Source organism: Pseudocitrobacter vendiensis (genome assembly GCF_943590815.1).
Taxonomy (GTDB): Bacteria; Pseudomonadota; Gammaproteobacteria; order Enterobacterales; family Enterobacteriaceae; genus Pseudocitrobacter; species Pseudocitrobacter vendiensis.
In genome coordinates, this window is record NZ_CALSBS010000009.1 from 82629 (window position 1) to 107346 (window position 24718).

Below are 24718 nucleotides of genomic sequence, written 5' to 3' on the forward strand. Positions count from 1 at the left end.
TATGCGGCACAAAGAACTTAAAAAGAGGTTTTGACTCATGACAGATAAACGCAAAGATGGTTCGGGCAAATTGTTGTATTGCTCTTTTTGCGGCAAAAGCCAGCATGAAGTGCGTAAGCTGATCGCCGGGCCGTCAGTGTATATCTGCGACGAATGTGTTGATTTGTGTAATGACATCATTCGCGAAGAGATTAAAGAAGTGGCGCCGCATCGTGAACGTAGTGCATTGCCGACGCCACATGAAATTCGCCATCACCTGGATGACTATGTCATCGGTCAGGAACAGGCGAAAAAGGTCCTGGCCGTAGCGGTGTATAACCACTACAAACGTCTGCGCAATGGTGATACCAGCAACGGCGTTGAGCTGGGCAAAAGTAACATTCTGCTGATTGGCCCGACCGGTTCCGGTAAAACGCTGCTGGCTGAAACGCTGGCACGCCTGCTGGACGTACCGTTCACCATGGCTGACGCCACCACCCTGACCGAAGCCGGTTATGTGGGTGAAGACGTCGAAAACATCATTCAGAAACTGCTGCAGAAATGCGATTACGATGTACAGAAAGCCCAGCGCGGTATTGTCTACATCGATGAAATTGATAAGATTTCTCGTAAATCTGATAACCCGTCTATCACCCGTGACGTCTCGGGCGAAGGCGTTCAGCAGGCGTTGCTGAAACTGATTGAAGGCACCGTCGCTGCCGTTCCACCTCAGGGGGGGCGTAAACATCCGCAGCAGGAATTCTTGCAGGTTGATACCTCCAAGATTCTGTTTATCTGCGGCGGCGCATTTGCGGGCCTCGATAAAGTTATCGCTAACCGTGTAGAAACAGGTTCCGGTATCGGCTTCGGCGCGACCGTGAAATCGAAAACCGATAAAGCCAGCGAAGGCGAACTGCTGACGCAGGTTGAGCCGGAAGATTTGATCAAATTTGGTCTGATCCCGGAATTTATTGGTCGTCTGCCGGTGGTTGCAACGCTCAATGAGCTGAGTGAAGAGGCGCTGATTCAGATCCTGAAAGAGCCGAAAAATGCCCTGACCAAACAGTATCAGGCGTTGTTCAATCTGGAAGGTGTGGATCTCGAATTCCGCGATGAAGCGCTCGACGCGATTGCCAAGAAAGCGATGATCCGTAAAACCGGCGCGCGTGGTCTGCGCTCTATCGTCGAAGCCGCACTGCTCGATACCATGTACGATCTGCCTTCCATGGAAGACGTCGAAAAAGTGGTTATCGATGAGTCGGTGATTGGCGGCCAGAGCAAACCGCTGCTGATTTACGGTAAGCCGGAAGCGCAGCAAGCCTCTGGTGAATAATTCGCCAATTCATACAATCAGTTAATCAAAAAGGGGGGATTTTATCTCCCCTTTTATTTTTCCGTAATCATGGCGTTGAATGTGTGGAATACATCCCCATATACTGACATACATGTTAATGATGGCATGACGCACACTTGTGTCATCTGATTACCTGGCGGACATTAAACTAAGAGAGAGCTCTATGAATCCTGAGCGTTCTGAACGCATTGAAATCCCCGTATTGCCGTTGCGCGATGTGGTGGTTTATCCGCACATGGTCATACCCTTGTTTGTAGGGCGGGAAAAATCTATCCGTTGCCTTGAAGCCGCCATGGATCATGATAAAAAAATCATGTTGGTTGCGCAGAAAGAAGCATCGACGGATGAGCCGGGTGTAAACGATCTTTTCACCGTCGGGACCGTGGCCTCTATTTTGCAAATGCTGAAGCTGCCGGATGGCACTGTCAAAGTGCTGGTTGAAGGCTTGCAGCGTGCGCGTATCACCACGTTGTCGGATAACGGGGAACACTTTTCGGCAAAAGCGGAATATCTGGAATCACCGGATATCGAAGAACGCGAGCAGGAAGTGCTGGTTCGTACCGCGATTAGCCAGTTTGAAGGCTACATCAAGCTAAACAAAAAAATCCCACCAGAAGTGCTGACGTCGCTGAACAGCATCGACGACCCTGCACGTCTGGCTGACACCATCGCTGCGCACATGCCGCTGAAACTGGCGGATAAACAGTCTGTGCTCGAAATGTCTGACATCAATGAACGCCTTGAATATCTGATGGCGATGATGGAGTCGGAAATCGATCTGCTGCAGGTTGAGAAACGCATTCGCAACCGCGTTAAAAAGCAGATGGAAAAATCTCAGCGTGAGTACTATCTGAACGAGCAAATGAAAGCGATTCAGAAAGAGCTCGGCGAGATGGACGACGCACCGGACGAAAACGAAGCGCTGAAGCGTAAGATTGACGCGGCGAAAATGCCGAAAGAGGCGAAAGAGAAAACCGAAGCCGAACTGCAGAAGCTGAAAATGATGTCGCCGATGTCAGCCGAAGCGACCGTGGTTCGCGGGTATATCGACTGGATGGTTCAGGTGCCGTGGAATGCCCGCAGCAAGGTCAAAAAAGACCTTCGTCAGGCGCAGGAAATCCTCGATACCGACCATTACGGCCTTGAGCGTGTGAAAGACCGTATCCTTGAGTATCTCGCGGTTCAGAGCCGTGTGAACAAAATTAAAGGCCCGATTCTGTGCCTGGTTGGGCCGCCGGGGGTGGGTAAAACCTCTCTGGGTCAATCTATCGCTAAAGCGACTGGACGTAAGTACATTCGTATGGCGCTGGGCGGCGTGCGTGATGAAGCGGAAATTCGCGGTCACCGTCGTACCTACATCGGCTCTATGCCGGGTAAATTGATCCAGAAAATGGCGAAAGTGGGCGTTAAAAACCCGCTGTTCCTGCTCGATGAAATCGACAAAATGTCGTCCGATATGCGTGGCGATCCGGCTTCAGCCCTGTTAGAAGTGCTGGATCCAGAGCAGAACGTGGCGTTCAGCGATCACTATCTGGAAGTGGATTACGATCTCAGCGACGTCATGTTCGTTGCGACCTCGAACTCCATGAATATTCCGGCACCGCTGCTGGACCGTATGGAAGTGATTCGTCTGTCCGGTTATACCGAAGACGAGAAACTGAACATTGCCAAACAGCACCTGCTGCCGAAGCAAATCGAACGTAACGCCCTGAAAAAAGGCGAACTGACGGTGGATGACAGCGCGATTGTCGGCATCATTCGTTACTACACCCGTGAAGCGGGCGTGCGTAGCCTTGAGCGTGAAATTTCGAAACTGTGCCGTAAGGCGGTTAAACAGCTACTGCTGGATAAATCCCTGAAGCACATCGACATTAACGGCGACAATCTGCACGATTACCTCGGCGTTCAACGCTTCGACTACGGCCGGGCGGATGACGAAAACCGCGTTGGTCAGGTGACTGGCCTGGCATGGACGGAAGTAGGCGGCGATCTGCTGACCATCGAAACCGCCTGTGTGCCGGGTAAAGGCAAACTGACCTATACCGGTTCGCTGGGCGAAGTCATGCAGGAGTCCATTCAGGCTGCGCTGACCGTGGTACGCGCGCGTGCAGAAAAACTGGGTATCAACCCGGATTTCTACGAAAAACGCGATATCCACGTTCACGTGCCGGAAGGGGCAACGCCGAAAGATGGCCCAAGCGCCGGTATCGCCATGTGCACCGCGCTGGTTTCTTGCCTGACTGGTAACCCGGTTCGCGCCGATGTGGCAATGACAGGGGAAATTACCCTGCGTGGTCTGGTGCTACCGATTGGCGGTCTGAAGGAAAAACTGCTGGCGGCACACCGTGGCGGCATTAAGACTGTTCTGATTCCGGATGAGAATAAGCGCGATCTGGAAGAGATTCCGGACAACGTTCTGGCCGATCTTGATATTCACCCTGTGAAACGTATCGAGGAAGTTCTGGCCCTTGCGCTGCAAAATGAGCCCACTGGGATGCAGGTTGTAACCGCAAAATAGTGACCTCGCGCAAAGAGCGTCAATAAAAACAGGGCTGGCAGGTGAAAACACACTTGCCAGCCTTTTTTTGTCTCGCTAATTTAAGACCCTGACAGGACTGTTATCGACAACTATTGTTGTAAGGGCATGACAGTCCTGATATAACTGCTGCGCGTTGCACCGTGAAGGATTCAGGTGCGATATAAATAATAAAGAGAGGAAGAGAACAGTGAATAAATCTCAACTGATTGACAAAATTGCTGCTGGCGCGGATATCTCCAAAGCTGCGGCTGGACGTGCGTTAGACGCTTTAATTGCTTCTGTTACTGAATCTCTGCAATCCGGGGATGATGTTGCGCTGGTAGGTTTTGGTACTTTTGCCGTTAAAGAGCGTGCTGCCCGTACTGGCCGCAATCCGCAAACGGGTAAAGAGATCACCATCGCTGCAGCGAAAGTACCGGCGTTCCGTGCAGGTAAAGCACTGAAAGACGCGGTAAACTGATCGCTCTCCCGTTTGGGAATGTGACACAGTACAAGGGCGCATCGAACGATGTGCCTTTTTTTATGTCCAAAATGTCACTTTCTGCGAGTTTCTACGCGTTTCGGGCTGACAACGGCCCCGTTTTCTTGTCAAAATACGGCCTCACGCGCAGCGGTCGAGACGTGCTATGCTGCACGAGGTATTTGCTCTGAATTTGCCGGGTTGTCAGCAACCTGCGGCAGGACGGGTATAAAAGTCACCTACAGCGGAGTGTTGTTACACCATGATGGACAATTTACGCACGGCAGCCAATAGCGTCGTGCTCAAGGTAATTTTCGGTATCATTATTGTGTCGTTCATTTTGACCGGCGTAAGTGGCTATCTGATTGGCGGCGGCAACAACTATGCCGCGAAGGTGAATGGCCAGGAAATCAGCCGCGGTCAGTTTGAAAACGCTGTTGCCAGCGAACGTAATCGTATGCAGCAGCAGATGGGCGATCAATTCTCCGAACTGGCGGCGAACGAAAATTACATCAAAACGATGCGTCAGCAGGTGCTGAGCCGCCTGGTGGACGAAGCGCTGCTCGATCAATACGCTAAAGAGCTGGGTCTCGGCATTAGCGACGAACAGGTGCGCAAAGCCATCTTCGCGACCCCGGCCTTCCAGAACGAAGGTAAATTCGATAACACCCGCTACAACGCGCTGGTGAATCAAATGGGGATGACCGCCGATCAATACGCGCAGGCGCTGCGTAACCAGCTGACCACTAACCAGCTGATTAGCGCCGTTGCGGGTACCGATTTTATGCTGCCGGGTGAAACCGATCAGTTGGCCGCGCTGGTTTCCCAGCAGCGTCTGGTGCGTGAAGCCACCATCGATGTCAACGCGCTGGCCGCGAAGCAGCAGGTAAGCGATCAGGAAGTTGCCAGCTACTACGAACAGAATAAAGGTCAATTTGTTGCGCCGGAACAGTTCCGCGTGACCTACATTAAGCTTGATGCGGCGAGCATGCCGTCTTCCGCGTCTGAAGAAGACGTACAGGCCTACTACGACCAGCACAAGGATGAGTTTACTCAGCCTGAGCGTAAACGTTACAGCATCATCCAGACCAAAACCGAAGCCGATGCCAAAGCCATCCTTGATGAGCTGAACAACGGCGGTGACTTTGCGACCATTGCCAAAGAGAAATCTACCGACGTTATCTCTAAACGTAACGGCGGTGACATGGGCTGGCTGGAAGATTCCGCCACCGTGCCAGAACTGAAAGATGCGGGCCTGAAAGAGAAAGGCCAGCTGTCTGGCGTAATCAAGTCTTCCGTGGGCTTCCTGATTGCACGTCTTGACGATGTACAGCCGGAGCAGGTGAAACCGCTGGCCGATGTTCACGCGCAAATCGCTGACAAAGTGAAACAGGAAAAAGCGCTGGATGCCTACTATGCCCTTCAGCAGAAAGTCAGCGATGCCGCCAGCAGCGACAACGACTCTCTGGCGGGTGCTGAGCAGGTTGCTGGTGTGAAAGCGGCAGTGACCGGCTGGTTTGGTCACGATAACGTTCCGGCTGAACTGAACTTCAAACCGGTTACGGACGCTATCTTCAACGGTGGTCTGGTGGGCGAAAACGGCGCGCCGGGTAACAACTCCGACATCATCACCGTCGATGGCGATCGTGCTTTTGTTCTGCGTGTGGCTGAGCACAAAGCCGAAAGCGTGAAACCGCTGGACGAAGTGAAAGCGCAGGTGACCGATATCGTTAAGCACAACAAAGCAGAGCAGCAGGCGAAACTCGATGCTGAAAAACTGCTGGCTGCGCTGAAAGATGGTAAAGGTGACGAGGCGATGAAAGTTGCTGGTCTGCGCTTTGGCGAAACCAAAACCCTGAGCCGTACCGGTCAGGATCCGCTGAGCCAGGCTACCTTCGAACTGCCGTTACCGCAGCCTGGTAAACCAAGCTTCGGTATGGGCAACGACATGCAGGGCAACGTGGTTCTGCTGGCGCTGGACGAAGTGAAAGCGGGCGAAATGCCGGAAGCGCAGAAGAAAGCGATGGTTCAGGGTATCACCCAGAACAACGCGCAAATCGCGTTCGAAGCGTTGATGAGCAACCTGCGTAAAGCGGCGAAGATTAAGATGGGCGACATTGTCGACCAGCAACAATAATCGGAACCCTCCTCGCATTAATTTGTAATGCAGTGCACACCTCAAAGGCCGCTTTCGCGGCCTTTTCCACATTTGAAATCTGCCTTTTGAATTGTTTTTCGCACCCCGCTATGGTGGCTTCGCTATCAATCAACAAGGAGAAATCAGTATGAAACGTGGAATCAAAATGCTGGCGATTGCCGCAGTCATGTCTTGCATGGGGATGAGTTTAAGCGCGCAGGCAGCTTCCACTGCCGGGGCAAAACCGACGGCGACGCAAAGCGCGAAGGCGAGTTCCGAGCAGACGAAAGCGGTGCCTGCGGCGAAAACCGATGATGAGGGTGGCAGTAAAGTCAGCATCAACTCGGCCTCGGCGGAAGAACTGGCGCAGGCAATGAACGGGGTGGGCCTGAAGAAAGCGCAGGCGATTGTCAGCTATCGCGAGGAGTACGGCCCGTTCAAAACGGTGGACGATCTGAAGCAGGTACCGGGAATGGGCAACGCGCTGGTGGAACGTAATTTGAACCACCTCACGCTTTAATTGCTACCCGCAGCTTGCGCTGGCGTCAAATTTTGCCAGACTAAAGAGGTCATACCAGTGGTGTGACCTCTGACTCTTCTAATAACATGTAAGGCTATGGCGCTATGCAGACAAAAATTAAAGTTCGCGGGTATCACCTGGACGTGTATCAGCACGTTAACAACGCCCGATATCTGGAGTTTCTGGAAGAAGCCCGCTGGGATGGGCTGGAAAACAGCGCCAGTTTCCAGTGGATGACCGCGCACCATATCGCTTTTGTGGTGGTGAACATCAATATTAATTACCGTCGCCCGGCGGTGCTGAGCGATGTACTTACGGTAACCAGTAAAGTGGAGCAGCTAAACGGGAAAAGCGGTGTATTAAGCCAGGTGGTCACGCTGGACCCGGAAGGGCAGGTAGTGGCGGATGCATTGATTACGTTTGTCTGCATTGACCTGAAAACGCAGAAGGCGTTGCCTCTGGAAGGGGAATTACGCGAACACCTGGAGCAGATGGTCGCGTAAGTGCGCAGCGCCCCCGGCGGATCCACCGCAGTTATTTCAGCCCGGTTTTCTGCTTCATCGCTGCCGCCACGCCGACTTTATCCGCCAGATAATGGTTCAGCCCGTTAGCCCGTAGATGACAGGATGCGCAATGCCCGCAGCCATCGCCTTTAATACCGTTATAGCAGGTCAGGGTTTCACTGCGCACCAGGTCGAGCTTGCCCCAGTAGTCCGCCAGCGCCCAGGTTTCGGCTTTATCGAGCCACATCAGCGGCGTTTCGAAACGAATATCTTTCGCCATGCCAAGGCTAACCGCGTGATGCAGCGCCTTCACAAATTCGTCGCGGCAGTCCGGGTAGCCGGAAAAATCGGTTTCACAAACGCCCGTGATGATCGCTTCGGCCTTTACCTGATAGGCGTAAATCGCCGTCAGAGTCAGGAACAGAATATTACGCCCCGGCACAAAGGTATTCGGAATACCGTCAGCCTCCGGTTCATAGTCCGGCACCGGAATACTGTCGCGCGTCAGGCTGCTGACCGCCAGTTCATTAAGCAGGGTGACGTCGAGCACTTTATGAGCACGCGCGCCCAGTTTTAATGCCAGCTCACGGGCGACGTCGATCTCTGCGCGATGGCGCTGACCATAATCAAAAGTGACGCAGTGAACCTCATCATATTGATGGAGCGCCTGCACCAGGCAGGTAGTGGAATCTTGTCCGCCGCTAAAGACGACAACCGCGCGTTTCATAGCATTTCCTGTTGATGACGATAAAGACGCTATGGTAACGCGCAGGCAGCGTGCCGACCAGCTTCTTCACCGCGTTGATGGTGGTAGCCAGGCCTGGGTGAAATCAAACCAGCCGCGCGCGTTCAGGTGAATACCGTTTACGCCCGGCGGCGCGCTGATTTGATATTGATAGTTAAACAAAGGCGTCAGCATGCCTTCTTCCATTAACAGGGTGAAGATGGTTTTCAGCGCCGCGATACGCTGTGTCTCATTCTCCTGCGCCTGCGCGGCATCCAGCGCGGTAATCAGCGCTGAGTAACGTGACTCGCTCAGTATGGCGGGCCATAACGGATCGCAGCGCAGCCACTGTTCAAGCGTGTATTCCGGCATTTCGCCAATCAACCGATCGCCCATCAGCAGATCGGCCTGATCCAGATCCGGATAATCGTCCCAGCTTTTCGCATCGTGGAAGCAGAGCGTCAGTTCACAGCCCTGCTGTGCCAGCGCCCGTTTAAGCTCCCCGGCCATGGTGTGCAATTCTACAGGCAGATGATAATGCAACGTCAGATGCGGCGGCAGGGGCGTGTCGTCTTCCGGCGCAGGCGGAATTGCCCAGCCGGGAAGCAGCGCCTGGCTGGGGGTAATCAGGTTTTCATCCACCGGCAATGATTGCAGCAGGCTGCTGTGATGGATCAGCGAAATCACCCGCTGCGCCTGTGCCTTCGACAGCCGTGAACTCTGACGAAACGTCAGGTAGCAGAAGCCGAGACTGATGCTGTTGCTCACCAGCCGCAACTGGCTGAGCTCTTCCGCTTCGCCGACCGCGATTTGCACCGGATGACGGCAACTGGTGCCGAGATCCTGTTCGAAAAGCTGTGGGGTGATCCAGAACTCGATCGCCTGTAACAGCGGATGCCCCAGATGATAGCGGTGATGGCTTTCCAGACGAACCAGCTCAGGCTCAAAGATCTTAAGCTGAAACGGGCCGCTGCCGAGCGTGGGATCGTCCGGATGTGCCAGCACGCTGCAATAGCTTGCCAGCCGATGCGGCAGCCAGTAATCCGGGCGAGTAAGCGTAAAGCTCAGGCACTGGGCGTGGGGCTGCGCAATCTGTTCCACGCTGGCAAACAGTCTGCTCAAACCAGGGAGCGTCAGCAGCATTTCCAGCCGTTGCTTGAGCTGGGCCGTTTCGATGGGGTCGCCATTGTGCCAGTGCAGGGTGGAGCGAATATAGAACTGCCAGTGCAGTCCATCTGCCGATACCTCCCAGTGATGCGCAAGATCGCCTTCAGGGCGGGCGCTATCGCGGCCAAAGCGAGTCAGTCCGGAATGGATTTGCCCGGCTAAATGCTGTTCGGCGCGACCCACTAGAAACCCAGGATGCAATGGCTCCAGCGGACGATAGTAAGGGATACGCAGCGTCGGCGTATTGTTCTGCCACTGACCGCCCAAAAAAGGGTGCAGCAGCGCGCGCAGTTCCACCGGCGCCAGTTGCGCCAGTTCCAGCGCATTGTGTTGCTGACCGCTGCTCAATGCCAGCTCCATCATTTCATTACGCAGTGCGTCCGGCGTCGTGTGGAAGGTCAGCGTACCGCGCTTTCCCCGCCCGGACTGCGCCTGCCACTGAAGCCAGCCTGCCTCGCTCGCCTGACGCAGCAGGGTGCGGACGTGTCGCTCACTGCAAAAACAGCGCGCCGCGAGATCGGCAATGGTGACCTGCTGCGGTGCGCCGGAAGAGGGCAGCCACAGGCGCTGAAACTGGTTTAATCGGTTAAGCAGTCGCATAAAAACCCGGAACAATAAAGATGAACAATTCAGTATTACTTCCGTATATCTCAGGCAATACTGGTACGCAAGAGAGCGGGATCACAGGCGGACATAAAATGGCAAAACTGGCGGCATTTGATATGGATGGCACTCTGCTGATGCCCGATCATCGGCTGGGTAACGAGACGATCGCCACGCTCAAGCGCCTGCGCGAACGCGACATTACGCTGACCTTCGCCACGGGTCGGCACGTGCTTGAAATGCGCCCACTGATCGATCAACTGGCGCTCGACGCTTTCCTGATTACCGGCAACGGAACCCGCGTTCACTCTCTGCACGGCGATGTCATGCATCGTAGCGACCTCGCCCCGGACGTGGCCGATGAAGTGTTGCATGCCCGCTGGGAGACCCACGCCAGCATGCACGTTTTCAACGATAACGGCTGGTTCACCGGCAAAGCAATTCCGGAAATGTTGCAGGCGCATATGTACAGCGGCTTTCACTATCAGCTGCGCGATCTGCGTCAGATCCCGGCCCACGAGGTGACCAAGATCTGTTTCTGCGGCGATCACGATGATCTTGTGCGTTTGAGTATTCAGCTACAGGAGGCATTGGGCGATCGTGCGCATCTCTGCTTTTCGGCAGTTGATTGTCTGGAAGTATTGCCTGTTGGCTGCAACAAGGGCGCGGCGCTGACGGTGCTTAGCGCGCATCTTGGCCTGACGATGCAGGAATGTATGGCATTTGGCGATGCTATGAACGATCGCGAAATGCTGAGCTTGGTCGGGCGTGGCCTGGTGATGGGCAACGCGATGGGACAACTGAAAGCGGCATTGCCGCACCTACCGGTTATTGGACACTGCCAGAATCAGGCGGTATCCCACTATTTAACACATTGGCTGGACAAACCCAACCTTCCTTATTCCCCCGAATAATGAGACCTTCCAGCAAGCCGGGATGATAAGCCCGGCTTTTTTTTACCTATCATGCCAGCAGGCACTCAATTTCCGTCTGCCACGGCGCGAGATCGCCGATATTCTCTTTCACCCATTCTGCGTTGTAATAGGTTTCCAGATATCGCTCGCCGCTGTCGCACAGTAGCGTCACGATGGACCCGCTACGCCCCTCTTTACGCATCCGCGCGGCCAGTTGCAATGCGCCCCACATGTTGGTGCCGGTTGACGCGCCAACCTTCCGACCTAACTGGCTTTCCAGCCATTGCGCGGTGGCGACGCTTGCCGCATCCGGTACCCGAAGCATGTCATCGACAACATCAGGAATGAAGGAGGGCTCGACGCGCGGACGGCCAATCCCTTCAATTTTACTCCCAACGCTGCTGCGCAGGCTACCGTCGCGGCTCTGCCAGTAGTCCATAAACACCGAGTTTTGCGGATCGACCACCATTAATTGCGTGTTATGCCCCTGACAGCGAATGTAGCGGCCAATGGTCGCCGACGTACCGCCAGTGCCCGCGCTCATCACAATCCAGTCAGGGATCGGGTTAGGTTCATGGCTCATCTGGCGGAAGATGCTGTCGGCGATGTTGTTGTTTCCGCGCCAGTCGGTCGCGCGTTCGGCGAAAGTAAACTGGTCCATATAGTGACCGTTAAGTTCGCGCGCCAGCTTTTCGGAAGCGGCATAAATTTCGCAGGCACTGTGCACGAAATGGCAGCGTCCGCCGTAAAATTCAATCTGTTCGATTTTGCGTTTTGCCGTGCATGAGGGCATGACGGCAATAAAAGGCAGCCCCAGCAGGCGAGCGAAATAGGCTTCCGACACGGCAGTAGAACCGGAAGATGCTTCAATAATGGGCGTACCTTCTTTGATCCAGCCGTTGCACAGGCCATACAGGAACAGCGACCGCGCCAGACGATGCTTCAGGCTGCCGGTAGGGTGGGTGCTTTCATCTTTTAAGTAGAGCTGAATGCCGGGAAACGCCGGCAGCGACAGACGAATCAGGTGCGTGTCGGCGCTACGTTGATAGTCGGCGTTAATTTCGCTAATGGCGTTTTTGACCCAGGTGCTGTTCATGGTGATTTTCCATTTGTCATTTTGTGCCTAGCTTAGCGAAAGATGCGGAAAAAATTGTTGCTATCTCCACTTTAAAATAGACTTACAGGAGAAAAATTTTCTCCTGAGGACAGCGATGTTAGATAAAATTGACCGCAAGCTGCTTTCGCTGCTGCAAACGGACTGCACCCTCTCTTTGCAGGCACTGGCCGATGCCGTTAATCTGACCACCACACCCTGCTGGAAGCGGCTCAAGCGGCTGGAAGATGAAGGCATTCTGCTTGGGCGCGTGGCGTTGCTGGATGCGGAGAAACTGGGCCTCGGCCTCACCGCGTTTGTGCTGATAAAAACGCAACATCACAGCAGTGAATGGTATAGTCGTTTTGTAAATGAAGTCAGCCAGATGCCCGAGGTACTCGGCTTCTGGCGTATGGCAGGCGAATACGACTACCTGATGCGGGTACAGGTCGCCGACATGAAACGCTACGATGATTTTTATAAAAGCCTGGTGAATCGCGTCCCCGGACTGTCGGACGTCACCTCAAGTTTTGCGATGGAACAGATTAAATACACCACAGCGCTTCCCATCGAATAACACTATCTCTGGAATTTTACTGCGTGCGATTATTTGCTCAATTAAGCTGGTATTTCCGCCGGGAGTGGCGTCGCTATCTTGGCGCCGTCGCGCTGCTGGTGGTTATCGCCATTCTTCAACTGATCCCGCCGAAGGTGGTGGGCTACGTCGTTGACGGCGTCACCCAACAACACTACACCGCGACGACCATCTGGATGTGGATCGGCCTTATGGTGGCGATTGCCATCGTGGTCTATCTGCTGCGCTACGTCTGGCGCGTGCTGTTGTTCGGTGCGTCCTACCAACTCGCGGTCGAACTGCGGGAAGACTTTTATCGCCAGTTAAGCCGCCAGCATCCGGAATTTTATCTGCGTCACCGCACCGGTGATTTAATGGCACGCGCCACCAACGATGTTGACCGTGTCGTCTTTGCCGCCGGGGAAGGCGTGCTGACGCTGGTGGATTCACTGGTGATGGGCTGCGCGGTGTTGATTGTGATGTCCACGCAAATCAGCTGGCAGCTTACGCTGCTGGCGCTGTTACCGATGCCAATAATGGCACTGGCGATTAAGCGCTATGGCGATATGCTGCACAACCGCTTCAAGCTGGCGCAGGCGGCATTCTCCAGCCTGAACGACCGCACACAAGAGAGCCTGACCAGTATTCGCATGATTAAAGCCTTTGGCCTGGAAGATCGCCAGTCGGCGTTGTTCGCCGCCGATGCGGCGGATACCGGGGCGAAGAATATGCGGGTGGCGCGTATTGACGCCCGTTTTGACCCGACGATTTATATCGCTATCGGTATGGCAAACCTGCTGGCGATTGGCGGCGGAAGCTGGATGGTGATGCAGGGGACATTGACGCTCGGTCAATTGACCAGCTTCGTGATGTATCTCGGTTTAATGATCTGGCCAATGCTGGCACTGGCGTGGATGTTTAATATCGTCGAGCGCGGCAGCGCCGCCTACAGCCGTATTCGCGCCATGCTGATGGAAGCGCCGGTGGTCAATGACGGCACCGAATCGGTACCGGATGGGCGCGGCGTGCTGAAGGTCGCCATTGACCAGTTCCATTATCCACAAACGGAAAAAGCGACGCTGACGAAAGTCCACTTCACGCTGCAACCGGGGCAGATGCTGGGCATTTGCGGCCCAACGGGCTCCGGTAAATCCACTATTCTGTCGCTGATTCAGCGCCACTTCGACGTGGAAAAAGGCGAAATCGATTTTCACGGTATCGCCCTGCCAAAACTCAAACTGGATGCCTGGCGCAGCCGCCTGGCAGTGGTCAGCCAGACGCCGTTCCTCTTTTCAGATACGGTAGCCAACAACATCGCGTTAGGCCGCCCGGGGGCAAGCCAGCAAGAAATTGAACACGTCGCCCGGCTTGCCAGCGTCCATGAGGATATTCTGCGTTTGCCGCAGGGCTACGATACGGAAGTGGGCGAGCGTGGGGTAATGCTCTCTGGTGGGCAGAAGCAGCGCATTTCGATTGCGCGCGCGCTCTTGCTCAATGCGGAAATCCTGATCCTCGACGATGCGCTCTCGGCGGTGGATGGTCGTACCGAGCACCAAATTTTACACAACCTGCGCCAGTGGGGCGAAGGCCGAACGGTGATTATCAGCGCGCATCGCCTGTCGGCGTTGACGGAAGCCAGTGAAATCATTGTGATGCAGCACGGGCATCTCTGCCAGCGCGGGCAGCATGAACAGTTGGTGATGCTGCCGGGCTGTTATCGCGATATGTATCGCTATCAGCAACTGGAGGCGGCGCTGGATGAAGAACCGTCGGAGGTGACCGATGCGTAATTTTGGTCAACTGTGGCCGACATTAAAAAGATTGCTGGCCTACGGCTCACCGTGGCGCAAACCGCTCTCCATTGCTGTGGTGATGTTATGGGTGGCGGCTGCGGCGGAAGTCTCCGGGCCGGTTCTGATAAGTTACTTCATTGATAACATGGTGGCGAAACACACGCTGCCAGTGGGCACCGTTGCGGGTCTGGCGGCGGCGTATATCGGCCTGCAACTGCTGGCAGCGACGTTGCACTATAACCAATCACTGCTGTTCAATCGCGCGGCGGTTGGCGTGGTACAACAGTTGCGAAGTGACGTGATGGACGCCGCGCTGCGCCAGCCACTGAGCGAATTTGACACACAACCCGTCGGGCAACTGATTTCCCGCGTAACGAACGACACGGAAGTGATCCGCGATCTCTACGTCACCGTCGTGGCGACGGTGCTGCGCAGTGCTGCGCTGATTGGCGCGATGCTGGTGGCGATGTTCAGCCTCGACTGGCGCATGGCGCTGGTGGCGGTTTGCATTTTCCCGGCGGTGCTGACCGTCATGGTGATTTACCAACGCTACAGTACGCCTATCGTGCGCCGTGTGCGGACATATCTGGCGGATATTAATGACGGTTTTAACGAAGTGATCAACGGCATGAGCGTTATCCAGCAGTTCCGTCAGCAGGCGCGTTTTGGCGAACGCATCGGCGAGCATAGCCGTCAGCACTATCTGGCGCGTATGCAAACCCTGCGTCTTGATGGCTTCCTGCTGCGTCCGCTGCTCAGCCTTTTCTCTACGTTGATCCTGTGCGGTTTGTTGATGCTGTTTGGTTTTACTTCGGTTGGCACCATTGAAGTGGGCGTGCTGTACGCATTTATCAGCTACCTGGGGCGTCTCAATGAACCGCTGATTGAACTCACCACCCAGCAGTCAATGCTGCAACAGGCGGTGGTGGCCGGGGAGCGCGTATTCGAACTGATGGACAGGCCGCGTCAGACCTACGGCGACGATGCGCGCCCGCTGGAAAACGGCGACATCGAGATTGATAACGTCTCCTTTGCTTACCGCGATGATCGTATGGTGTTGCAGGATATCTCGCTCTCAATTCCCTCGCGCAGTTTTGTGGCGCTGGTAGGGCATACGGGCAGCGGGAAAAGCACGCTTGCCAGTTTGCTGATGGGCTATTACCCGCCGAATGCAGGTGAAATCCGCCTGGGTGGTCGCCCGCTTGGCAGTTTAAATCATCAGGTCCTACGCCAGGGCGTCGCCATGGTGCAGCAGGACCCGGTTGTCCTGGCCGACTCTTTCTTCGCGAACGTCACGCTGGGCCGTGATATCAGCGAAGCGCAGGTATGGCAGGCGCTGGAAACGGTGCAACTGGCGGAACTGGCGCGTGGGCTGAGCGATGGTATTTATACACCGCTCGGCGAGCAGGGCAATAATCTCTCCGTTGGGCAAAAACAGTTACTGGCTCTGGCGCGCGTGCTGGTTGATACCCCGCAGGTGTTGATTCTGGATGAAGCCACCGCCAATATCGACTCCGGCACCGAACAGGCTATTCAGCAGGCGCTGGCCGCCGTGCGTGAACACACCACCCTGGTAGTGATTGCGCATCGACTCTCCACCATCGTTGATGCTGACACCATAATGGTGCTGCATCGCGGGCAGGCGGTGGAGCAGGGCTCGCACCAGCAACTGCTGGAAGCCAAAGGCCGTTACTGGCAGATGTACCAGCTTCAATTGGCCGGGGAAGAGCTTGCCGCCAGTGCGCAGGATGAAACGCTGACCGCCTGATGCACTTTTTTTAAGCAATTTGCTAACAGACGCACCAGCGCGTGCAATTCAACCACGCATCATGCACTCGCATGGTGCGTTTTTGTTTCATTTCCAGTTCATGCATGTGCACCGCCACGAGCCTGACGCCGTTAATCGCCAATTCCCTCTCAGTTTTCATTTCTGGCACGCCCCTTGCTTTATCTACTTCGTGTAGCAGCAGCCATTACCGAATTCTGACTGGAGGGGATCTATGAAGCTGGTTACCGTGGTAATCAAACCATTCAAACTCGAAGACGTCCGCGAAGCGCTGTCTTCAATTGGTATTCAGGGACTGACCGTGACGGAAGTGAAGGGCTTCGGTCGTCAGAAGGGGCATGCCGAGCTGTATCGCGGCGCGGAGTACAGCGTGAACTTCCTGCCTAAAGTGAAGATTGACGTCGCGATTGCCGACGACCAGCTTGATGAAGTCGTGGATGTGGTGAGCAAGGCGGCATACACCGGAAAAATTGGCGACGGTAAAATTTTCGTCGCCGAGCTGCAACGTGTGATTCGTATTCGTACCGGCGAAGCCGACGAAGCGGCACTGTAATTCCTGGCGCACAGTGATAGGGATCGAGAAAATGAAAATAGCAAAATTGAAAACCGGTTTGGCGGCTCTGGCGCTGTTACCGGGCCTGGCGATGGCGGCTCCGGCGACGATCGATAAAGCCGATAACGCCTTTATGATGATTTGTACCGCGCTGGTGCTGTTTATGACCATTCCGGGAATTGCCCTGTTTTATGGCGGCCTGATTCGTGGGAAAAACGTGCTTTCTATGTTGACGCAGGTGGCGGTGACGTTCGCGCTGGTCTGCGTGCTGTGGGTGGTTTACGGCTATACGCTGGCCTTCGGTACCGGCGGTAGCTTCTTCGGTAATTTTGACTGGGTGATGCTGAAAGGTATTGCATTGACCGCGCCGATGGGCACGTTCTATCAGTATATTCATGTTGCCTTCCAGGGCTCGTTCGCCTGCATCACCGTAGGCCTGATTGTCGGCGCGCTGGCAGAACGTATTCGTTTTTCAGCGGTGCTGATTTTCGTGGTTATCTGGCTGACGCTCTCCTATATTCCGATTGCGCACATGGTGTGGGGCGGCGGTTTGTTGGGCTCGCACGGCGCGCTGGACTTCGCAGGCGGTACGGTGGTTCATATTAACGCGGCGGTTGCGGGTCTCGTTGGGGCCTACCTGATTGGTAAACGCGTCGGTTTTGGCAAAGAAGCGTTTAAACCGCATAACCTGCCGATGGTGTTTATCGGGACTGCCATCCTTTACTTCGGCTGGTTTGGCTTCAACGCCGGTTCAGCGAGCGCGGCGAACGAAATTGCCGGTCTGGCTTTCGTGAACACCGTTGTGGCAACCGCGGCAGCGATTCTGGGCTGGGTCTTCGGTGAGTGGGCACTGCGTGGTAAACCGTCTCTGCTGGGCGCGTGTTCCGGGGCGATTGCGGGCCTGGTTGGTATTACCCCCGCGTGTGGCTTTATCGGTGTCGGCGGTGCGTTGATCCTCGGTATCGTGGCGGGTCTGGCAGGGCTGTGGGGCGTCACTATCCTGAAACGCTGGTTGCGTGTGGATGATCCTTGCGATGTCTTCGGCGTTCACGGCGTGTGTGGCATTGTAGGCTGTATCCTGACCGGTATCTTCGCCTCTACCTCCTTTGGCGGTGTAGGTTACGCGGAAGGCGTCACAATGGGTCATCAGGTGCTGGTACAGCTGGAAAGCATCGCCATCACCATTGTCTGGTCGGGCATTGTGGCCTTCGTTGGCTACAAAGTAGCAGACCTGACCGTTGGCCTGCGTGTTCCGGAAGAGCAGGAGCGCGAAGGGCTGGACGTCAACAGTCACGGCGAAAACGCGTATAACGCCTAATCAGTTCTAACAAAAAAGCCTCCGCTTGCGGAGGCTTTTGCTTTCAGACGTAATCTTATCCGCGATTACGCATCACCCCTTCCTGTACCGTCGAGGCCACCAGTACACCCTCCTGCGAATAGAACTCGCCGCGCACAAAGCCACGCGCGCTGGAGGCTGACGTACTTTCCACGCTGTAGAGCAACCAGTCGTTCAGGTTAAACGGACGGTGGAACCACATGGAATGGTCAATCGTTGCGACCTGCATCCCTTTTTCCAGGAAACCGACACCGTGCGGCTGAAGTGCGACCGGCAGGAAGTTGAGATCGGAGGCGTAGCCCAGCAAATTCTGGTGTACACGTAAATCATCCGGCACCGTCCCGTTTGCGCGTAACCACACCTGACGTTTTGGCTCAGCGACATGGCCCTTCAACGGGTTGTGGAACTCGACCGGGCGAATTTCCAGCGGGCGTTCGCAGAGGAATTTATCTTTCAGCACCTGCGGCAGCAGATGCTCCAGCGAACGGGCGATATCGGTTTCTGACGGCAGGCTCTCCGGCGCGGGCGCTTCGGGCATGGTTTTCTGATGCTCGTAGCCCGGTTCGGGTGCCTGGAATGACGCAGTCATATAGAAAATCGGTTTACCGTTTTGAATCGCCGACACGCGGCGAGCGCTGAAGCTGTTACCATCGCGCAGTACTTCGACGTCATAGACAATCGGCTTCAGGCTGTCGCCAGGGCGCAGGAAGTAGCTGTGGAAGGAGTGAATCAGGCGCTCAACGGGAACCGTTTCTTTTGCGGCATAAAGAGCCTGACCCACAACCTGACCACCAAATACCTGACGCAGCCCCAAATCTTCGCTCTGTCCGCGGAATAATCCTTCTTCGATTTTTTCCAGATTCAATAATGCCAGTAAGTTAGATAGCGCCTGACTCATAGATTTCCTCAATAATTTTTATCATCGCCGCGGCGAGGGATTAGCACAGTATAACGCAGTTTTGCAGCTGGTCCGATGGGTGCAAAAGTCTGAATAAAGGGCAGTTTGCAGGAAAAAAAAGGAGATCTGTGCCACACTTAACCCGTTATGACTGTCATGAATGGTCGCTCTGGCAGGAATAAATCCTGCGGATGCATGAGCGAAAAGGAGAACGCAATGAAAATCGTGCCAATGTTAAGTGGAATAGCCATCGCCGTCGCTCTGTCTGCCTGTGCAGATAAGAGTGCAGATATTCAGACCCCTGCGCCGAATCCGAGCGCTGCGGGCGCGACGCAAGCGGCGATTCAGCAGCCGAGTGTCACGGGGACCGTGTGGATCCGTCAGAAAGTGGCGCTGCCACCGGATGCGGTGCTGACCGTTACCGTTTCTGATGCCTCGCTCGCCGATGCACCGTCCAAAGTTATTGCTCAGAAAGTGACGCGTACCGAAGGGAAACAGGCACCCTTTAGCTTTGTGCTGCCGTTCAACCCGAAGGACATCCAGCCTAATGCCCGAATTCTGTTGAGCGCAGCCATTACGCTGAATGATAAGCTGATCTTTATTACTGACACCGTGCAGCCCATTATCAATCAGGGCGGCACCAAAGCCGACCTGACACTGGTTCCGGTACAGCAGACAGCTGTGCCGATGCAGCAAAGCGGTGGAGCGGCTATGACCGTGCCATCAACGTCGCCGACCCAGGTTAACCCGTCGTCCTCGGACCCGGCGCCGACGCAAATCCCATAAGCCTTTCAATGCCCTCCTCGTGAGGGCATTTTTTTAGTAGATCCAGCGATACTTCTGCAAATCAATCTTCCCGCCGCCTGATACCTGCACGCCCTCGGCGAGCAGCGCCTGACGCTGACGCTGTAAATCAGGGCCGGTAAGGGAAATTGTGCCATGACGATTCACCACCCGATGCCAGGGCAAAGTCGAGCCTTCCGGCAGTCGCTTTAATACGCCGCCAACCTGCCTTGCTGCGCGCGGCGAACCCGCCAGACGCGCTACATCACCGTAGGTGGTGACAAAGCCTTCGGGGATCGAGGCGACAATTTGCCAGACTCGCTGGGGAAAGGAATCGAATGCGTCCATAGTCAGTTCCTGATAAACCAGCGTTCAGCATAATCAGCATCCTGCGTGCTGTGAAGGGGCGATTGCGCAAGAATCCAGCAGGTAAGCGCAGATGGCTTGCAATTGCATGAGGCAGCAGGGATAATGCGCCAGCGCGTTAGGTAACTAACGCTCTCAATGGGGGCTCTGTTGGTTCTCCCGCAACGCTACTCTGTTCACCAGGTCAGGTCCGGAAGGAAGCAGCCAGGGCAGATGACGCGTGTGCCGGGATGTAGCTGGCAGGGCCCCCACCCATTTGAGCTAAGTGCATGATATCCATCATGTAACCCTCTGTTTTCGTGCATTGAAACAGCGGTGATACAACTTTCGTGTATCACTTAGGACGCTAATCAATGTCGCATCTTATGCTTTCCCGTCACGGGATCTGGTACTACCGTAGGGTCTACCTGACACCTCGGAAACGCCGTGAAATTCGAATTTCTCTTCGTACACGTTCCAAACGTGAAGCCTTGCTCCGTGTGGAGAAATATCTCACCTCACAACCTTTCCACTGCGTTCCGCAGTCCATCCCGGCACACACTGCAACCCCGTCTGCTTCCTTCCAACAACCACAACAGAAGAAGGCATTCAAGAGCCTGAAGGGTGAGCTTGATAAGTACACCAAAGCTAAAACGGGATCTGTTGGTGAACGGGAAATACTAACGATCAACAGGTGCGTAAATGCATATCTGAATTCAACAAAAGAGCCTTTCAGCAAAAGAAGCGCGGCAGCGTTTGTCGATGGTCTTGAAGGTTCAGCATCCACCAGAAACCGTTACATTAAAAAGAATTCGGCGTTTTTCAAATGGCTTGCGACTCGTACTGATGAAGATATTCGAAACCCATTTGAAGGAATGGCAGTGAAGGAAACTACATCACCAATGGATCGCCGTCCTGCGTACACACTCAACGATCTGAAACGATTGCACATTGCATTACATGGCGTGAAGGATTGGAAGCGGTGGATCATCTTAATTGGTCGCTATTCGGGGATGAGGCAGAATGAGATTTGCCAGCTTTACCACAATGACGTGATGAAAGTTGACGGGGTTTGGTGTTTCCGTGTTGATAACTTGAATCCGAATCAGACGCTCAAAACCGACAGTTCACGGCGGTTCGTTCCGATTCATTCTCAATTGCTGACGCTTGGGTTACTTGATTTCATCAAAGAAAGAAAAGGACATCTGTTCCCTGAGCTTACCTTGCACCTTGGTAGCTATGGTCACTATTTCAGCCGCTGGTTTACGAGGTTCAGGGGTAAGCATGGTTTGCCTGAGTATCATTCATTGCGCCATTATGCCGCCACAACATTTAAGCAGCATGGCTTCCCTGAGCAGTTCGCCTCCCAAGTGCTCGGACACTCGAACGCAACAATTACATACAATCGATACGGGAAGGGCATTGAAGTCTCGCGGTTGGTTGAATTGGTGGAATATCTATGATGGTTGCTTTTGTCTATAGCTTGGTGGCTAAATGCTTTGGTTATTTCGGGATAACAACAGGATAGGAAATGGATCTCAGCGGATACAGTTTCAAACAGCAACTATCAGAACTTCTTTTACCGACAAAAGAATTCATTGCTACCGTCAATCCGGCATACCTGAATTCTGGTGGTGTGTACATCCTACGTAGTTTTAACGATACAGGGCAAGCACTCACCATACCGCGAGTATTAGATGATGATCGGGACGGAATTTTGTACATAGGCATGGCCAAACTGTTCTGCCACCGTACTGGTGATCTGGCTCGTTCATTTAGTTCTCATTATCGGCAGAGTAAGCATCAGACCGGAATGCGTTACTGGAGTGATGAACGATATCAGCAGCGTTATCCGTATGAACATCTCAAAATGTTCATGTGGGTGAGTGATACTCCCGCGATATTGGAGCAATCATTCTTTCAGAGCTACCTTGCGAAATTTGGAGAGACTCCACCACTGAACAGAATTTGAGAGTAATGATCTCGAAGAGGATGTGAACATACATGATGCACAAAGGAGCCTACAGTCACGGAAAGCAGCGCGGTGGGGCTGATAACTGGCGGTCACCATTCGGTCTATTCCGTAATCTGAACCGAGAATTCACCTTTACTGTAGATGCAGCCGCTAGCGGTGAAAATGCGTTATGTGAGCGATTCTGGACGGAAGAGCAGGACGCTCTGCGACAGGACTGGTCTCAGGAGTTAGCAATCTATGTTAACCCGCCATATTCACAGATCCCCGCATTTCTGGAACATGCGCACAAAGCAGGTGTGACTGTCTACCTAATACCTGTACGAACACAGGCGCGGTGGTGGCTACGTTATGTTCTCATGAACCCTCATACTCACGAGATTCGTTATCTCTCACGTAATGTTCGTTTCAATGCAGCGGTGGGAACAACGCAGAAGCGGCTCAATAACCGCTCTCCGATGGCGTGTTGTTTGATTATTTTTAGAAACACACCACGCAAAGGAGAAATCCGGCAGACCGTTAACTGTGCTGATACTGGTTTGCTGCTACACGTTATTAACCGTGGAAGTGTTCCCGGCAGACCAACGGCCTACAATGCGGAAGTGTTGGATCAGGTGATTGACCTCTACGAACGTAAAAGGCAAAAGCCAAAGGAGATAGCCGAGCGGCTCAAAATCCCTTTACGGACGGTTCAACGGATAGTCCAGAGATTAAACTGAATGCGCCATTATCCCGGTACATTATGGCGTGAATGGTATGTTTTTTATTAGTTTTTTTACTCAGAATCTTCCGTGTTGAACGTTTTCACACTGGCACATTTACGACTTTGTATGATGGTGAAATTATAAATACTGCTCGAGTAAACACAGAGATTTTTACCGTCATGTGTTTTCTCTGTACTACTCAATTGCATAGTAATCCTTCCAGCATGGGCCGCCAGCGGTAGGAGCGTCAGCACACACAACAATGTAAACAGTCTCTTCATTACCTTCTCCTTAAATGTTCAGCACCTGAGGTGTTTACCTCTGGTGAAGTGCTTCGAACCGTTAAATGTTCAACTCGTAGTAGGTCTGGTTAACCTCGTCCTGAGTGATATCTAGGTACGTCATCGTGACCGCTGGGCTGCTATGGTTCAGCATCTTACTGATAGTCTCAATTGGTGTTCCTGCTTCCCACAAGGCACGGCCCCGGCACTTACGGGCGCTGTGGCTGCTGATGTTCTTCTCTGTGACCATTTGCCCGGCCTCACTGAATGCACGGCTTGCCGCTTCTCTCGTTATGGCCTTGGCTGGCTGATTCTTCACTCGGTTAGACTTTGACTGGAACAGAAACACGTCTGTCGGGTATGCAGCACGGCGGCGGCTGATAATCTCCCGCGCGCGGTTGTTAATCGGGAATACCTTCAGCTTACCTGTTTTCTTCTCCTTTATAGTAACCACGTTCCCGGCGACATCATCAAAGGTGAGCGCCAGCAGGTCACTGATGCGTAATGCCAGATTCAGGTTGAGCGCCCAGGCGTCAGCAAAGGTTTCATTGCGACGGCGTAGGACAGCCTCGATCTGACGGGCCTCTTCAGGTGTCGGTGCGTTTGTTCTTGCCATTTCATTATCTCCCTTTGGTTAAGTTATGAAGTATATAATTGATCATAACTAGATCATTATCAAGGTATTTTTAGATCACAAAATGAATTTAGAGGAGGGTTGATGCTCATATCTTATACATCCCAGCATTAGAGGTGTATTATTGTCTTCAGACACAGATTTTGAGGTAAATTGATGGAAGGGGTAGTAATAATTATCTGCGTGGTTGTCCTGCTATTTATAGGAATGAGATTCCTTGCTGGTAGCATTTATGGCAGAAATGATAAAGACGCAGACATTAGGCCAGCTCTTGATGCGTGGGGGCGGGTGGAAGGAACAGGCCCAAAATACACGCCTCCAGATAAAGAGAAGGAGAAACGGGAGCGGGCAGAGCAGATAAGAAGAAAGGCGGCTGAAGAGGCTGCAATACGCGAAGAACGAAAAGCAGCCAGTGCCAAAGCTTTCTACCAATCTCCTGAGTGGCGTAGCTTGCGCTATGCAGCAATCAAAAAATATGGTGGTGCTTGTAGCGCCTGTGGTCGCACAGCTTCCAAGCACGGCATAGTGATACATGTTGATCATATTAAACCTCGCAGCAAGTACCCTGAATTAGCCCTCCGTCTTGATAACTTGCAGTTGCTATGTAACGAATGCAATTGCGCGAAAGGTAATCGTGACGAAATAAAATGGCGCTAGGGCTTATGTGCTAGGCCGGGTTGTCAACCCCACAAGAAAAGTGCGGCGTTATTTCTAAATATCTTGGCAGCTAGGGCAGGTACATTGAATAATTAATGCTGTTTTATTCGTGTTTAATGAATCGCTATTCACATCATTAGTGCATAGACTGCATGCACTCAAAGTCTAGTTATGACATCGCACAATAATTATAATAGATTCAATTAGTTGAATGATTACCAGGTATGTTAGGTCACATTCTGATGAACTGTGATGTAAGGGCGTGATGTAACTCCGTGGGCTGTCCGGTGCATTCTCTGGTGTGCTGATGCTTTCACCAACAATAGGCCAGTGCCTGGCGATATCTCCCGGTCAAGTGATCACGGTTGCCTTCCTTTTCCCACATAATTGTAAACAGCCCCACCAATAG

Annotated in this window: 23 protein-coding genes and 1 other RNA gene; 18 read left to right on the forward strand and 6 right to left on the reverse strand. The window is 53.5% G+C overall.

Annotated elements, in window-relative coordinates:
* The first annotated feature begins 37 nt into the window (after positions 1-37).
* The 6 genes from clpX to NMC31_RS11875 all read left to right on the forward strand — a co-directional run bounded on the left by clpX (position 38) and on the right by NMC31_RS11875 (position 7492).
* Positions 38-1312: an ATP-dependent protease ATP-binding subunit ClpX gene (gene clpX, locus NMC31_RS11850; protein WP_015965568.1), complete on the forward strand. Its 1275-nt coding sequence runs from the start codon at positions 38-40 to the stop codon at positions 1310-1312.
* A 184-nt stretch (positions 1313-1496) separates the two neighbouring features.
* Positions 1497-3851: an endopeptidase La gene (lon, locus tag NMC31_RS11855; RefSeq protein WP_015965567.1), complete on the forward strand. Its 2355-nt coding sequence runs from the start codon at positions 1497-1499 to the stop codon at positions 3849-3851.
* A 208-nt stretch (positions 3852-4059) separates the two neighbouring features.
* The gene (gene hupB / locus NMC31_RS11860) at positions 4060-4332 is read left to right on the forward strand and encodes a nucleoid-associated protein HU-beta (protein WP_015965566.1); all 273 of its coding nucleotides are present in this window, start codon (positions 4060-4062) and stop codon (positions 4330-4332) included.
* Positions 4333-4594: 262 nt separating this feature from the next.
* On the forward strand, positions 4595-6469 hold the full coding sequence (gene ppiD, locus NMC31_RS11865; protein WP_253898033.1) for a peptidylprolyl isomerase: 1875 nt from the start codon (positions 4595-4597) through the stop codon (positions 6467-6469).
* Between the two features lie 148 nt (positions 6470-6617).
* Positions 6618-6989: a helix-hairpin-helix domain-containing protein gene (locus NMC31_RS11870; protein WP_149462122.1), complete on the forward strand. Its 372-nt coding sequence runs from the start codon at positions 6618-6620 to the stop codon at positions 6987-6989.
* Between the two features lie 104 nt (positions 6990-7093).
* A complete protein-coding gene (locus NMC31_RS11875; protein ID WP_015965563.1) occupies positions 7094-7492 on the forward strand; it encodes a YbgC/FadM family acyl-CoA thioesterase in 399 nt (132 codons plus the stop codon).
* 31 nt (positions 7493-7523) lie between these two features.
* Here NMC31_RS11875 and queC read toward each other — a convergent pair whose 3' ends face one another.
* Both queC and NMC31_RS11885 read right to left on the reverse strand, forming a co-directional pair.
* Complete coding sequence (gene queC / locus NMC31_RS11880) at positions 7524-8219, reverse strand: 7-cyano-7-deazaguanine synthase QueC (RefSeq protein ID WP_253898034.1); 696 nt, start codon at positions 8217-8219, stop codon at positions 7524-7526.
* 66 nt (positions 8220-8285) lie between these two features.
* Positions 8286-9983, reverse strand: coding sequence for an SgrR family transcriptional regulator (locus NMC31_RS11885; RefSeq protein ID WP_253898035.1), 1698 nt, complete (start codon positions 9981-9983; stop codon positions 8286-8288).
* A 98-nt stretch (positions 9984-10081) separates the two neighbouring features.
* Between NMC31_RS11885 and cof the strand changes: the two genes are divergently transcribed.
* Positions 10082-10900 (forward strand): HMP-PP phosphatase, encoded by an 819-nt coding sequence (gene cof / locus NMC31_RS11890; protein WP_149462119.1) that lies wholly within the window; start codon positions 10082-10084, stop codon positions 10898-10900.
* Between the two features lie 49 nt (positions 10901-10949).
* Here the strand turns inward: cof and NMC31_RS11895 are convergent, their stop codons facing one another.
* A complete protein-coding gene (locus tag NMC31_RS11895; protein WP_253898036.1) occupies positions 10950-11996 on the reverse strand; it encodes a PLP-dependent cysteine synthase family protein in 1047 nt (348 codons plus the stop codon).
* A 115-nt stretch (positions 11997-12111) separates the two neighbouring features.
* Between NMC31_RS11895 and NMC31_RS11900 the strand changes: the two genes are divergently transcribed.
* From NMC31_RS11900 to amtB, 5 genes are all read left to right on the forward strand, one after another.
* Entirely contained in the window at positions 12112-12570 is a 459-nt protein-coding gene (locus NMC31_RS11900) for an Lrp/AsnC family transcriptional regulator (protein ID WP_149462117.1), read from the forward strand.
* 23 nt (positions 12571-12593) lie between these two features.
* On the forward strand, positions 12594-14357 hold the full coding sequence (locus NMC31_RS11905; protein ID WP_253898037.1) for a SmdA family multidrug ABC transporter permease/ATP-binding protein: 1764 nt from the start codon (positions 12594-12596) through the stop codon (positions 14355-14357).
* Complete coding sequence (locus NMC31_RS11910; protein WP_253898038.1) at positions 14350-16128, forward strand: SmdB family multidrug efflux ABC transporter permease/ATP-binding protein; 1779 nt, start codon at positions 14350-14352, stop codon at positions 16126-16128. The genes NMC31_RS11905 and NMC31_RS11910 overlap by 8 nt, the downstream gene beginning before the upstream one ends.
* A 232-nt stretch (positions 16129-16360) precedes the next feature.
* Positions 16361-16699, forward strand: a complete 339-nt coding sequence (gene glnK / locus NMC31_RS11915; RefSeq protein WP_015965555.1) for a P-II family nitrogen regulator — start codon at positions 16361-16363, stop codon at positions 16697-16699.
* Positions 16700-16730: 31 nt separating this feature from the next.
* The gene (gene amtB, locus NMC31_RS11920; protein ID WP_149462114.1) at positions 16731-18017 is read left to right on the forward strand and encodes an ammonium transporter AmtB; all 1287 of its coding nucleotides are present in this window, start codon (positions 16731-16733) and stop codon (positions 18015-18017) included.
* A gap of 55 nt (positions 18018-18072) precedes the next feature.
* Here amtB and tesB read toward each other — a convergent pair whose 3' ends face one another.
* Positions 18073-18933: an acyl-CoA thioesterase II gene (gene tesB / locus NMC31_RS11925; RefSeq protein WP_253898039.1), complete on the reverse strand. Its 861-nt coding sequence runs from the start codon at positions 18931-18933 to the stop codon at positions 18073-18075.
* A gap of 216 nt (positions 18934-19149) precedes the next feature.
* On the opposite strand from tesB, the gene NMC31_RS11930 reads away from it, so the two are divergent.
* The gene (locus tag NMC31_RS11930; RefSeq protein ID WP_253898040.1) at positions 19150-19719 is read left to right on the forward strand and encodes a YbaY family lipoprotein; all 570 of its coding nucleotides are present in this window, start codon (positions 19150-19152) and stop codon (positions 19717-19719) included.
* 33 nt (positions 19720-19752) lie between these two features.
* On the opposite strand, the gene NMC31_RS11935 is transcribed toward NMC31_RS11930, so the two are convergent.
* The gene (locus NMC31_RS11935) at positions 19753-20064 is read right to left on the reverse strand and encodes an MGMT family protein (RefSeq protein WP_149462111.1); all 312 of its coding nucleotides are present in this window, start codon (positions 20062-20064) and stop codon (positions 19753-19755) included.
* Positions 20065-20230: 166 nt separating this feature from the next.
* Here NMC31_RS11935 and ffs point away from each other — a divergent pair.
* From ffs to NMC31_RS11955, 4 genes are all read left to right on the forward strand, one after another.
* Positions 20231-20327, forward strand: an RNA gene (gene ffs / locus NMC31_RS11940) — signal recognition particle sRNA small type.
* A gap of 108 nt (positions 20328-20435) precedes the next feature.
* The gene (locus NMC31_RS11945) at positions 20436-21524 is read left to right on the forward strand and encodes a site-specific integrase (protein WP_253898041.1); all 1089 of its coding nucleotides are present in this window, start codon (positions 20436-20438) and stop codon (positions 21522-21524) included.
* A 68-nt stretch (positions 21525-21592) separates the two neighbouring features.
* Positions 21593-22033, forward strand: a complete 441-nt coding sequence (locus NMC31_RS11950) for a hypothetical protein (protein ID WP_253898042.1) — start codon at positions 21593-21595, stop codon at positions 22031-22033.
* Positions 22034-22065: 32 nt separating this feature from the next.
* Positions 22066-22752, forward strand: a complete 687-nt coding sequence (locus NMC31_RS11955) for a DNA N-6-adenine-methyltransferase (RefSeq protein WP_253898043.1) — start codon at positions 22066-22068, stop codon at positions 22750-22752.
* A gap of 327 nt (positions 22753-23079) precedes the next feature.
* Here NMC31_RS11955 and NMC31_RS11960 read toward each other — a convergent pair whose 3' ends face one another.
* On the reverse strand, positions 23080-23634 hold the full coding sequence (locus tag NMC31_RS11960) for a tyrosine-type recombinase/integrase (protein WP_253898044.1): 555 nt from the start codon (positions 23632-23634) through the stop codon (positions 23080-23082).
* A 174-nt stretch (positions 23635-23808) separates the two neighbouring features.
* Here NMC31_RS11960 and NMC31_RS11965 point away from each other — a divergent pair, with 174 nt between their 5' ends.
* Positions 23809-24309, forward strand: coding sequence for an HNH endonuclease (locus NMC31_RS11965; RefSeq protein ID WP_253898045.1), 501 nt, complete (start codon positions 23809-23811; stop codon positions 24307-24309).
* Positions 24310-24718: the final 409 nt, after the last annotated feature.